The 12,370-nt window shown below is 65.1% G+C and carries 12 protein-coding genes; all 12 read right to left on the bottom strand.

Annotated features, from left to right (window positions below; all coding sequences use genetic code 11):
• Positions 1–66 precede the first annotated feature (66 nt).
• The 12 genes from IPG63_05415 to IPG63_05360 all read right to left on the bottom strand — a co-directional run bounded on the left by IPG63_05415 (position 67) and on the right by IPG63_05360 (position 12,367).
• Positions 67–1,083, bottom strand: coding sequence for a nucleotidyltransferase family protein (locus IPG63_05415; GenBank protein MBK6726690.1), 1,017 nt, complete (start codon positions 1,081–1,083; stop codon positions 67–69).
• Positions 1,084–1,175: 92 nt separating this feature from the next.
• Positions 1,176–2,756, bottom strand: a complete 1,581-nt coding sequence (locus IPG63_05410; protein MBK6726689.1) for a polysaccharide biosynthesis C-terminal domain-containing protein — start codon at positions 2,754–2,756, stop codon at positions 1,176–1,178.
• Complete coding sequence (locus IPG63_05405; GenBank protein MBK6726688.1) at positions 2,753–4,069, bottom strand: hypothetical protein; 1,317 nt, start codon at positions 4,067–4,069, stop codon at positions 2,753–2,755. Before IPG63_05405 ends, IPG63_05410 begins: the two co-directional genes overlap by 4 nt.
• A gap of 10 nt (positions 4,070–4,079) precedes the next feature.
• On the bottom strand, positions 4,080–5,015 hold the full coding sequence (locus IPG63_05400) for a GDP-L-fucose synthase (protein ID MBK6726687.1): 936 nt from the start codon (positions 5,013–5,015) through the stop codon (positions 4,080–4,082).
• Between the two features lie 5 nt (positions 5,016–5,020).
• Entirely contained in the window at positions 5,021–5,287 is a 267-nt protein-coding gene (locus IPG63_05395) for a DUF2442 domain-containing protein (protein ID MBK6726686.1), read from the bottom strand.
• Positions 5,262–5,504 (bottom strand): DUF4160 domain-containing protein, encoded by a 243-nt coding sequence (locus IPG63_05390; GenBank protein ID MBK6726685.1) that lies wholly within the window; start codon positions 5,502–5,504, stop codon positions 5,262–5,264. The genes IPG63_05395 and IPG63_05390 overlap by 26 nt, the downstream gene beginning before the upstream one ends.
• Positions 5,505–5,509: 5 nt before the next feature.
• Positions 5,510–6,619: a GDP-mannose 4,6-dehydratase gene (gene gmd / locus IPG63_05385; GenBank protein MBK6726684.1), complete on the bottom strand. Its 1,110-nt coding sequence runs from the start codon at positions 6,617–6,619 to the stop codon at positions 5,510–5,512.
• Complete coding sequence (locus tag IPG63_05380; protein ID MBK6726683.1) at positions 6,616–7,863, bottom strand: glycosyltransferase family 4 protein; 1,248 nt, start codon at positions 7,861–7,863, stop codon at positions 6,616–6,618. Before IPG63_05380 ends, gmd begins: the two co-directional genes overlap by 4 nt.
• A 43-nt stretch (positions 7,864–7,906) precedes the next feature.
• The gene (locus tag IPG63_05375; GenBank protein ID MBK6726682.1) at positions 7,907–9,862 is read right to left on the bottom strand and encodes an acyltransferase; all 1,956 of its coding nucleotides are present in this window, start codon (positions 9,860–9,862) and stop codon (positions 7,907–7,909) included.
• Positions 9,862–10,683: a glycosyltransferase family 2 protein gene (locus IPG63_05370; protein MBK6726681.1), complete on the bottom strand. Its 822-nt coding sequence runs from the start codon at positions 10,681–10,683 to the stop codon at positions 9,862–9,864. The genes IPG63_05375 and IPG63_05370 overlap by 1 nt, the downstream gene beginning before the upstream one ends.
• Positions 10,680–11,240: a putative colanic acid biosynthesis acetyltransferase gene (locus IPG63_05365; protein ID MBK6726680.1), complete on the bottom strand. Its 561-nt coding sequence runs from the start codon at positions 11,238–11,240 to the stop codon at positions 10,680–10,682. Before IPG63_05365 ends, IPG63_05370 begins: the two co-directional genes overlap by 4 nt.
• The gene (locus IPG63_05360) at positions 11,237–12,367 is read right to left on the bottom strand and encodes a glycosyltransferase (protein MBK6726679.1); all 1,131 of its coding nucleotides are present in this window, start codon (positions 12,365–12,367) and stop codon (positions 11,237–11,239) included. The genes IPG63_05365 and IPG63_05360 overlap by 4 nt, the downstream gene beginning before the upstream one ends.
• Positions 12,368–12,370: the final 3 nt, after the last annotated feature.

Genomic DNA, 12,370 nt, shown 5'->3' with positions numbered 1-12,370 from the left:
CGCCAGTCGTCGCTCATGCTCATCCGGCATCCTGAACCCGAACGCATGACGGCTTTGGCCCGAACCTCAACTGCCTCGGCGCAAGAAGCCAAGTAGTTGGCGTCCGGCGTCCATCCAGCGCCGCAGGTACGCGGCAGGCAACTCGGTACCGCGCTGCAAACCATAGCGCTGATACATGTAGGCGCGTCCTGGAAAGAACTTCTGTGCAAGTTGCCGCGGCCGTTGCCACCAACGCAGCCGGGCCAAGAGCTGTGCTTCGAAATACCAGCGGCGGCTGGCAAACCGCATATCGAAATCCTCGGCGTTTGCGCTCGTCCGCAACGCCTCCAACACGGCCCACGAGACCGGCGCATGGAGAAACTCACTGCTCGCGGACAGTCCGTCCGCGCACGGACCGGCGATCTGCTTCGCCTTTGCGAGGGCGCACAGCGCCGACCATCCCTGCGGATCGAGACTGCGCGTCAGCAGCGCGATGTCGTACAGCCAGATCAGTCGATCGCCTCGCCCATCGAGCAGGTTGTTCACGCGGTGCAGACAGGCATGCGCGAGCGCGTGCACCTTGCCGAGCGCTGGCGAACCTGCCAACGAAGCCAACGGCTGGCTGGCGCGCAGCAGCTCTGCAAAATCGAAGGAGTCGGCGAAGACCGGGTGATTGGCCAGCCGCCAGTGCGCGTCGACATGGTGTTCCTGCCCGGCGAGATTGCCGATCAACACGCGCTCGAAGCTCGGTCCATTGGTCAGAACGCCATTCCAGCGAAAGCCTACCCGCGCCAGCGCCGTTTCGGCGGCAGCAAGCTCCTCCCGCCGAGAAAACAGCAGGTCGAGGTCGGCGCGAGGCCGCTGGAACGGCTGTGGATACAGCCAGCGCGCCAGGGCCGCGCCCTTCAGGACGACGCAGACGATCCCGGCGGCAGCCAGTTGCCTGAGTATCGTGCGTTCGAACGCGTCACGCGCCAACTCATCCAGTGCCGCCTGCCGCAGGTGTCTCTGAAGTGCCAACCGGAGCGGATGTGCAAGCGACGGCGACACCGACCAACGCTGGGCCAACAGCGCTGCGACTCCCTCTTCGGCCGCAGCCTCCATGCAACGCTCCAGCCCCTCAACGGTGGCAGGAATCGCCGTGTCTCCGGAGTCTCTCAGGAGTGCGGCGATACGCCTCCGATCAAAGACTTCAGTCATCGTCGCGACGGTTGCTCATGGGGCTGCTTCCGCGCCGATCTCCATCGGCGCCACTGCCCACGCAGTGATGCGTCCCGTCGCAACTGCAGGGACAGCATCGCAACCACGCACACCACATAGCCCAGCAGAGACCACGCAGCCGCCGACCAGCGCAGCGCACGCGCTTCACGTACTTCCGCACCCTGCACGGACAGCCAGTATGCGAATCCAGATTGGAACAGCCACGCACACAACAGGCAGACCGCGGCCAAGGGCCAGTAACGAAGAACCATCGTCAGGGTCGAAGCCAGCGACTGCCCGCAGTGGTCGTGCGCGGCACTGATGAGAAGCGCCGCCCCAGCGCAGGCGGCCACGGCAGTGCCAATGGCCGCGCCCGTCGCACCCCAGACCTGGATCAAGGCGCAACTCAACAGCAAGTTGAGCAGCATCGCAAGAACGGCGGACCGCGCCTGCAGCCCGGGGCGATCACCGGCCTGCACCAGCGACGCGGCCGGCAGTGCCAGCACGTTCATTGCAGCCGCGATCGCCAGCGCCAGAAACACCCATCGTGCCTGCAGGCCAACCTCGCCCGTCCATGCGAACAAGAACAGCGGCGCCACCACCATCGGCGCCATGAGAAACACCAGACTCGTCAGCACTGCCGTGCGCGTCGCGTCGAGATAACGCGACCAGGAGTCGCCATGACCGGCGCGACCGATCACCGCGTAGGCCAGGAACGCATCGAGCCCGCTGGAGGGAATGCTGCGCAGGGCCTGCACGCAGCGGTTGGCGATCTCGTAGGGAGTGAGCGCCGGCAGCCCGAGCATCGCCGCTATCAGGAACTTGTCGAACTGGAAGGTGACGACCTGGGTCCAGTCGTCGATCTGCACCTTCAGGCCGTGCGTGACCAGGCTGCGCCATGACACGGCGTGGGCGGCATCGGTTGCGGCCGCGGTCGGAAGCGACCGCAACGCCAACAAGAATCCGCATCCGACCACGGCCAGCTGGGCGGTCCAGAAGGCGATCAGACTCAGGTCGAGTCGACCCGTCGAGTATGCGGCCAGCGCAGCAGCGAGATTGGAGAACGAGGACTGCGCAAACGCGCTCAGCGCCAGTGCGCGGAAGCGACGCGCGGCATTGAAACTGTGTGCACCGAACTGCAGCACCGCGCGCAGCAGCACGCACAGGTAGATCGCCGGCAACAAACGCGATGCTGACAGTGACGCGGTGGCTGGTAGCTGCAACAGCGCGGTCAGCCCGGCGGAGAACCACAACAACGGAGCCGCGGCCAAGGCAAACACCGTGACTACGATTGCGAGCACTCTGCCCAGCAGCGCGCGTGTCCCGGCGCCGCCGCGTTCGTGCAGGGCGAGTGCGGCATGACGCACATAGGTCGGAGCCATTCCGAACTCGAGTACCGAAAACACCGCGCTCGCTGCCAGCAGCAGCGCCCACAAGGCGAAACCGTCCCGACCGAGGGCGTGGATCAGCACCGGAATCGCTGCCAGCACGACCAGCATGTTCAGCAGACGCGCGCCGATCAGCCAAGGCACCGGGGCGCGGCTATCCAGCGGGCGCTGCTCCACCAAAGCCCTCATGTCCGGACGCTGCCGGCGGGTTTCCTCGCGATCTCGAGCGAATGTGCGAGTGCGAGACCGAGCAGAAAGTTGACCGGGAACAGCTCGGCAATGTTCACCGTGAGGCTGACCAGAATCAACACCAGGTAGAACGGTCGCGAGCGTGCATCTTGCCGGGTCGCCCAGGCCAGGAGGCCGTAGAACAGCAGTGCACCGGGCAAGCCGAGTTGCACGAACAACGCCGTCGGTGTCGCATCGGCATGGAAGCGCTGCCACGGTTCGAGACGTATCGGCGACGGCGGCGTGGACAGCAGATTGTTCGCAAGATTGCTGCCGACCCCGAGTCCGTGACCGAACAGCCATTCGCGCGGCGAAGCCTGCTGCAAGACCGCGAGCAGGGTCTGCCATCGTCCGCCTTGTGCAAACACCGAATCGTACAGATCCGGGCGCGACATCCAGCCTGGCAACAGCGCTGCGAACAGCAGTGCGGCGGCGACGGCGCCGCCGGCAACCAGGATGCGCGAGGTGCCCGGACGGCGCCACAACCGCAGTGCCGCCAGCGCCAGCAGCGCAAAGGCCGCAGTGGCCGAACCGCTGGCGAGCGTCAGCGCCACGGCCAGCAGCAGCACCGCCGGCCAGGCTCGAGTCGACTCGGCCTGCGTAGCCCAGAACGCCACCAGCACCGCACTCGCCATGCCCAGCGAATTCGGCAGCACGAAACTGCCAACCGCACGGAACGAATGTGGGCACCGGCGCATGGGCAGGCCATGCAGATACTCGACGCCAACCAACAACACCTCGATGGCAAGCAACCAGGGCAACAGCGCGGCCACCTGCTTCATCTGCGCCGCCATCCACAAGCCGATGGCGGCGACCGCCAGGAAAGCAAACGGACGCAGGCCGATCAGTGCCAGCAAGGCGCCATGGTCGAACACGGCAATCGCCGCCGCAACCAGGAGCGACAGGGCGAACCAGGGCAGCGGCCCGCTGGTGCGCAGCGTGGCGCGCGCGCCTGGATCACGCCGGACCAGCAACAGCGAAATCAGGACGAAGGCAGCGAACAGCCCGTCCTTGAGCATGCGCAGCGCGTGCTCGGCGGGGCGAACCTGACCGAGCGACTCGCGAGACGGCGGCGAGTCGAGCCGAGCGGCCCTTTCGAAGTCCATGCATCGGCAAGGCAGCGCTGCCGCCGGGTCACAATAGGCAGCCAAATAGGCCCGATGGAAATCAGGATCGACGACGCCGATGCGGCGCAGGTAGAGCGAGGCGCCGTTTGCGAGGCAGGCGCCAACCAGCGCGAGTGCAAAGCCGAGGGCGAGGCGGCGCTGCAGCACCGCGCGGGACTCAACCGTGATCGGTTTGGGCGCGGAACCAATCATAGGTCGCCGCGATCCCCTCGCGCAATTCGATGCGATGGCGCCAGCCGAGCGCATGCAGGCGCGACACGTCCATCAACTTGCGCGGCGTGCCGTCGGGTTTCGATGGGTCGGTGCTGATGCTGCCACTGAAGCCCACCACGTCGGCGACCAGTTGCGCGAGTTCGCGGATGCTGAGGTCGCTGCCGGTGCCGACATTGATGAACTGTTCCTCGCTGTAGTGTCGCATCAGGAACACGGCAGCATCGGCGAGATCGTCGGCATGCAGGAATTCGCGCAGCGGCGTGCCCGTGCCCCAGATCGTGACCCCGCCATCGCCACGCTGCTTCGCCTCGTGGAACTTGCGGATCAAGGCCGGCAGCACATGCGAATTCTGTGCGTCGAAGTTGTCGCCAATGCCATACAGATTGGTAGGCATCAGGCTGATCGCGTCGAAGCCGTACTGGCGACGATAGGCCTGGCACATCTTGATGCCGGCGATCTTTGCGATTGCATACCACTCATTGGTCGGCTCCAGCGGCCCGGTGAGCAGTGCATCCTCGCGCAGAGGCTGCGGCGCCAGTTTTGGATAGATGCACGAGGAACCGAGGAAACACAGTTTGCGCGCGCCGTGCTTCCACGCGCTGTGGATCACATTGGTCTGGATCGCCAGATTGTCGCGGATGAATTCCGCCGGATAAGTGTTGTTGGCGTGGATGCCACCGACCTTGGCTGCGGCGAGGAACACATACTCCGGCCGTTCCTGCGCGCAGAACGCGTCGACCGCATGCTGGTCGATCAGGTCGAGCTCGGCATGCGTACGCAGCAACAGGTTCGACGCGCCTTCCGCCTGCAGCCGACGCAGGATGGAACCACCGACCAGGCCACGATGCCCGGCGATCCAGATGCGGGCGTCGCTGCGCATTGAACTCATCGTGCCGAAGCGGTGGGCGCGGGTGCCCCGCGCAGCAGACCCTCGGTGCTCAGGTCCTCGTCCAGATCCGGCCAATGAATGCCATAACCCGCCCCGCAAAGCTCCCAGTTCCCACGCTGCTCGGGCGTGGCGCAGGCGAGCCGGGGATACCACTCCAGCGGCACCGCAATGCGCCGTCCGTCGCGCAAGGCGACCTCCAGGAAATCGTCGCTGAACTCGACGCGCTCGACGCGTTCGTCAGCGCGAAGTGCCAAAGTACCCATGCCACTGCTCCGGGAAGGATTGCTGGTGGGATTCTACGAGCAAGCGCAGCTCCCGTAACTCGTGCGCAGGGAAGCCCGAATTGCGTGCCAATGCCACCGGACGCAGCCAGAACTTGGCCGATCGGTCGCCGCGATCGATATGCACATGCGGGGGCTCACCCGGTTCGTGACTGAACCAGTAGATGCGATAAGGCCCGGAGCGCAGCACCGTGGGCATGTCAGTCACTCATGGTGGTTCGGCGCGCGGTAACCGGCGTCGGTGACCAGGGCATCGCGCCGCGCCAGGCTGAGGTCGGACTGCATCATCTCGCGCACCAGTTCCGCGAACGGCGTGCGCGCGACCCAGCCGAGTTTGGTCTTGGCCTTCGTGGGATCACCGAGCAGGGTGTCGACTTCGGCCGGGCGGAAGTAGCGCGGGTCGATGGCGACGATGCGCTGGCCCACCTTCGCGGACGAGTCCGCAGGTGCCGAGGCGATGATGCCATGGGCATCGCCGCCGCTGCCGCGCCAGTCGATGGTGATGCCGATCTCGCCGGCGGCGCGGGTCACGAAGTCACGTACCGAATGTTGTTCGCCGGTCGCGATCACGAAGTCCTCGGGTTCGGCCTGCTGCAGCATCAGCCACTGCGCCTCGACGTAGTCGCGGGCATGGCCCCAGTCGCGGCGGGCATCGAGGTTGCCGAGGAACAGGCAGTCCTGCAGGCCGAGATGAATGCGCGCCAGCGCGCGCGTGATCTTGCGCGTCACGAAGGTCTCGCCGCGCAACGGCGATTCATGGTTGAAGAGAATCCCGTTGCACGCATACATGCCGTAGGACTCGCGATAGTTCACGGTGATCCAGTGCGCATAGAGCTTGGCCGCGCCATAGGGCGAGCGCGGGTAGAACGGCGTGGTCTCGCGCTGCGGCGTCTCCTGGACCTTGCCGAACATCTCGGAGGTCGAGGCCTGGTAGAAGCGCGTCTTCTTTTCCAGCCCGAGGATGCGGATCGCCTCGAGCAGGCGCAGGGTGCCCACCGCATCCGAGTTCGCGGTGTATTCCGGCGTCTCGAACGACACCTGGACATGGCTCTGCGCGCCGAGGTTGTAGATCTCGTCCGGCTGCACCTGCTGCAGGATGCGGATCAGGTTGGTCGCATCGGTCAGGTCGCCATAGTGCAGGAACAGGCGCCGGCCCGACTCGTGCGGGTCCTGGTACAGATGGTCGATGCGGTCGGTGTTGAAGCTCGAGGCACGGCGCTTGATGCCATGCACTTCGTAGCCCTTGGCGAGCAGCAGTTCGGCCAGATAGGCGCCGTCCTGGCCGGTGATACCGGTGATCAATGCGCGTTTCACGTGCGATGTTTTTCCGTGGGGTTGTGGGCGCTGGTGGCGCCGAGTTGCGAAAGCAGATCATGCCATTGCTGGTGGGCGCCGTCGCGCGTGAAGCGCAGGTCGAGCATGCGCCGCGCATTGCGTCCGCGCGCCGCGCCGCGGTCCGCGCTGTCGGCCATGGCCACGATCGCTTCGGCCAGCGCGCCGCCATGGCCGGGCTGCACCACGACGCCGCATTCATGCAGCGTGATCCAGCCTGCCAGTTCGCCGTCGGCGTCGCCGACAAAGGCGATCGGCCGCGCCGCGGCAGCAATGCCGTAGAACTTGCTCGGCACGATCAGGCCCTCGAGTTCGGGGCGCAGGCTGACCAGGTGCAGGTCACCAGCGGCGAGCGACTCGGCGAGCCGCTCGATCGGCTGGTACGGCAGGAAGCGGATGTTCCCGAGTGCGTCGCGTTCGACCTGATCCTGCAACTGGCGCATCAGATGCCCATCACCGATCAGCAGGAAGCCGATGTCCGCTCGCTCGCGCAATCGACGCGCAGCGGTCAGCAGCGTCTCCGCATCATGCGCACGCCCGAGGTTGCCCGAGTACGCCACGATGAAGCGCGCATCGAAGCCACTCTGGCGCCGCACGCGATTGCCCTCGCGCGGCAGCGGCCGGATTTCGCGCTCCAGCGCCCAGTTCGGAATCACCTTCAGCGCCGTATTCGGAACCCGTGCCTGCAATCGCGTCGCCATGCGTTCGCCGATGACCACGTTCATCGCGGCCGAGCGCAGGCCGAGGTCACGCAGCCATGCCGCCGACGCGGTCAACAGGCGCGGCAGCCGCGGTTCGCCGAGTGCAACCGCGACCTCCGGGAACACATCCTGCAGCCAGTTCACGCAGCGCGCGCCACGCAGCCAGGCCACCACCGATACCAGCACGCCGAGCAGCGGCGGATCGGTCTTGGCAATGACGATGTCACCCTGTCGCAGCGTCCGCGCCAGCGTGAACGGCAGCATCGCGTAGAAACTCAGATAGTCGAGCGCGCGCCCAAGCAGACGCTTTCGCCCGAAGCGCGTGGTCGCGACGCGCAGATACCGCACACCCGCGTCTTCTTCGCTGGCCGGCAAGTCCGCCGCCGGCGCGTCATACAACTGCCGCGACGCGATCACCGTCACCGCATGCCCGCGCACCACCAGCGCCTGCGCCAGATCGGTCAGCAACTGGCTCGTCGCCGAATGGTCCGGCCACGCATAGCGATTCACGAACACTACGGCCATAGCTTCGGCTCCGGTGCCATACGCGAAAAAGAGAAGGAGCGATTCACTTGGCCATGTCCAATACAAGCTTTGAGAGATTCATGCGCTTGCCGACTGCAATGGATCCAGCCCTTGAGAAGTGCCCGTTCTGGCCGTAAACACCAACGCCATCGATTTGCGCGGCACAATGGTCCCGATCGCAAAGCACGCTGTCGAAGTCAAGAATCTCAACATCCGCCTTGCTGCTCACGAGACGCAGGAACTTGGCCGATTCCGCGCTTTGGATCCGATAGGTGTCGCGGAGGATTGCGCATCCACCGGATGCCTGGCTGGTCACGTGAAGTCGGCCTGTGAGCTCACGCTCGAGGCACTCGCCAACGTCGAAGCCGCCATTCGGGGGAGGCGCTACTACGAGCACGCGCTTGCCCAGTCTCCGGGCGGCGCGTATGGACTCAACTGTTGCGACGAGCGTGGACTCAACGCCGCGCGGTTGCTCGAGCTCTTCTCCCGCCGACTGAACAAGTAGCGCCTCCCGGTCGGGTGCCTTGGAATCAAGGTAGGTTGGGAAGTGCGCAGCAATTACAACCACTTCGATCGTTGGCGTCGATTCCAGGTACTGGACAGCAGTTTGATTGAAGGTCATGCAGTTCCTTCCCCAATCGCGCTCAAACTTTCCCTTCACCTGCTGCGCGAGCCCTAGGAAGGGCGCGCACGCCGACTTGGTTGCTTGCGCGATGCTGAAATCAGCGGTGGCAACGATTCCAGGAACGAGGTGCATGGCGAAAGAATCTCCCCAGACCAGCACGCGCGGATTTTGGCCGTTAACACAGGCCGCCGACGGCACAAACCTGTCTGTCGCGTCACAGGACTCATTCAAGCCTCGATTCGGGGCGCGCAGCTGCCCGTGATCCACGCCTGACCTTGAAGCGATGGCGGATGTCGCTCCGACCGTTATCACCAAGAGCGTGGAGGCGAGAATGATGCCGTAGCTGCGGCGGTCGCCACGCCAGTTCGACCGCCAAACCGGGAGCTCGACGTAGCGGTAGAGCAACGCGGCCAGTGCCACGGCCAGCAGCAAGAGTGACGCGCGAACGGTGGTGGGCACGCCCGAGACATAGGCGTTGTTTGCGAAGGCCAGCAAGGGCCAGTGCAGCAGGTAGAGAGAGTATGAGATGTTTCCAAGTTGTCCGAGTTGTCTGATGGGCATTCCGTCGTTCAAGACTGGATGCCTGCGAAGTAGAAGCATCGCGGTGGCGGTTGTCACCAATACCGCAGATACCCCAGGATGGGTGCCCCACGCTGCCACGGTTGGTAGGGCCAGCACGATCAGCAAAGACGGCCAGAACATCCACTTGGCGACAGCATGCGTTGCTTGGTTCGTGACCAAAACGGCTGACAGGGAGCCAACCAGGAGCTCCCAAGCTCTCGTTGGAAGCAGGTAGAAAGTCGCACTTGGCATGCGCGGTGCGAGCAAGAAGCACAACATCAGACTGAGCAAGCAGATTGCCGCCAGCATCGCAATTCGGAACCTCGATGCTGTAAACAGAAGCAGCGCCGGAAGCAAGAGATAGAACTGCTCCTCGATGGCGAGCGACCAAGTGTGCAGCAGCGGCTTCAAATACGCGGATTGCTCGAAATACCCAGACTGCAACCAAAGGGCGATGTTGCCGGTGAATGAGACTGCGCCAAGCAATTGGCGAAAATAGTTCTCTGATTCCGACGCGAGAATGAACCAAGGACTTGCCAAGGTAACGAGCACGAACGTCACGTACGCCGCAGGAAGCAGGCGTTTTGCTCGACGAAAATAGAAGTCGGTGAAACTGAAGTCACCCCGGCGCAGGCTATCCAAGATCAAACCGCTGATCAGAAATCCGGAAATGACGAAGAAGATGTCCACGCCCAGAAAGCCAGCGCGCAATCCACCGATCTGAGCGTGGTGCAGCATCACCAGCAAGATCGCAAGGCCACGAAGAGCCTGAATATCTGCCCGCAACCGCACTGGCGCTGCGCTGTCCAGCATCAACTGTGCTCGCGTCGCTTCTCGTGAAGGCGCAAATCGATGAATTGCTGGTACACCGCCAGCATGCATGCGTATTCGTAGCCCGCACGTCCGTCGAGGAAACCGCCGCGCGCCACGTAGCTGTAGAGAAACCTCAGCGTCGGACGCATCGGCATTCGCGCGGCAAGCCGTTTCAACGCGCGGCGACGCACAGTGGCGTCGACCGCGAGCAACTCGCCGACACGCAGCGGCTGCCCGCGCTCGGCGAGCATCTGCACCGCTTCGCGTTCGGCGTAGCGCAGGTGGCGGGCGAACCAGTCGTGCACACCCTTGGAGAAGTTGTGGTGGTCGAGCGCGCCCTGCAGCGTGCCGACCTCGTGCGCGGCCTGCACCTCGCGCTGGCCGTGGCCATGGTCGACGAAGCGCAATGCGTCGGCGCGGCCGAAGCGCACTTGGTAGGCGGGGTACATGCCGGCATGTTTCAGCCAGCGGCCCATGAAGATCATCCGCGACGGCAGCCGATACACCGGCCAGCGCGAATCGTCCGCGGTAGCGATGGCGAGCAACTCGGCGCCCAGTTCGGGGCGCACCACTTCGTCGGCGTCCAGGTGCAGTACCCAGCGGTGGCGAAACGCACCATGTTCCATCGCATGATTGCGTTGCCCGGCGAAACTGTCGAAGCGCCGCGTCAGCACCCGTGCGCCGCGTGCATCGGCGATCGCGACGGTGTCGTCGTTGCTGCCCGAGTCGAGCACCAGCACGTCGTCGCTGAAGGCCAGGCTGTCGAGGCAGCGCGGCAGGTTGGCCGCCTCGTTCAAGGTCAGGATCACCACCGAGATCATCGCGTCGGCGTCTCGCGCAGCTCGCGTCGCTTCACGGCCACCGCCGGATTGCCGGCGACGATGGTCCAGGCCGGCACGTCCTGCATCGCCACCGCACCGGCGCCGACTACCGCGCCATCACCGACCACGACATTCGGTCCGACCAGGGCCTGCGCGCAGATCCACGCATCGGCACCAATCATGATCGGCGTGCGCAGTAGCGGCAGGGTCGGGTCGCGATAGTCATGCGTACCCGCACACAGATGCGCGAGATGCGACACCGTCGCGCGCGCTCCGACATGCACCGGCCCCAGGTTGTACACGAGCGCGTGCTCGCCGATGCTGGCGCCTGCATCGATGCGCAGGTTCCACGGAATCACGATGCGTGCACTCGGATAGACATGCACCGCGGAGCCCACCTGCGCCCCGAAACAACGCAGCAGGAAACGCCGCCAGCCGAACAACGGCCGCGGACTGAAGCGGAACAGCGGCGTCGCCAGCGCCCACAACACGCGGCCGAGATATTCGCGCCGCGTGTACGGCCGCGCTGCGCGCGTGGCGTCGATATCGAGGCTCATGCGGCGGCCTGCCACTGTTCGATGAAGTCGATGATCGGCCTGCTCAGGCGCGACCAGCGGAAGCGTTCGGCATTGGCCAGCGCGGAATCGGACTCCGTGCGCCAGGTGGGCTCGTCACACAGCAGCCGCTGCAACGCATCGGCGGCGGCAGTGATATCGCCCGGCGCCACGCACATGCCCCCGGGTCCGGCAATTTCCGGCGGTGCGCAGACATCGGCGACCACCGTCGGCGTCCCGAACACCTGGGCTTCCACCGCCGGAATGCCGAAGGACTCACACCGACTGAGCAGGCAGAACACACGCGCGCGCCGATAGTGCGCGACCAATTCCGCTGCGGATACCGCACCAGTGATCGTGACCACATCGCGCAGCCCCAGCGTGTCGATGTGCACCTCGATCTGCGCGCGATATCCGGGATCAGACCACGGGCCGACCAGGGCCAGGCGTGCATCGATGTTCCTCTGTCGCAGCAGGGCCAGCGCCGCCAGCACATCCTCGACCGCCTTGTGCGGGGTCATCACCGACACCGTGACGATCTCGGGCGCGCGTTGCACGAAGTCCGGTACGCCCTCGGTAGCGGCCTGCACGAACATGCCGTCATCGACACCGACCAGCACGGTGGCGCCGTGGCGCGGCGCGCTGACGGCATTGTCGCGATAGGCGCGGGCCATGTAGTCGGACAGATAGAACAGCGCCGCACCCTCGCGTTGGGCTCGGCGATAACCGTGGCGTTGCAAGCGCGCCTTGAGGCGTTCCAGCGTCGTGCCATGGAATTGCGGGAAGAAGCACCACGGGTTCTGCACCAGCACCGCCTGCGGAGTATGCACGCCCGGCACCAGCGCGCCCGAGGTCGAGAGCAGCAGATCGGCGCCGATCGCATCGAGCCGGCGCTGCATGTTGAAGCGCTGCCAGAGCAAACGCCGCACCCACCCGCCATCGACACCGGCGCATTCGATCCATTCGACCTGCGCACCGAGATCGCGACGCAGGTCGCGATTGCCGGCATGGTGGAAGACATGAAGGCTGTGTCGTCCGTCGGCCGCGGCGGCGAGATTGCGCAGGTGTCCGCCGAGCACATTGCGCCCGGAAAAATTGTTGATCGGCAACGCGTCGATCGCGATGCGCATGCG

This window comes from Lysobacterales bacterium, assembly GCA_016703225.1.
Taxonomy (GTDB): domain Bacteria; phylum Pseudomonadota; class Gammaproteobacteria; order Xanthomonadales; family Ahniellaceae; genus JADKHK01.
This window is presented reverse-complemented; position numbering and strand designations above follow the sequence as displayed.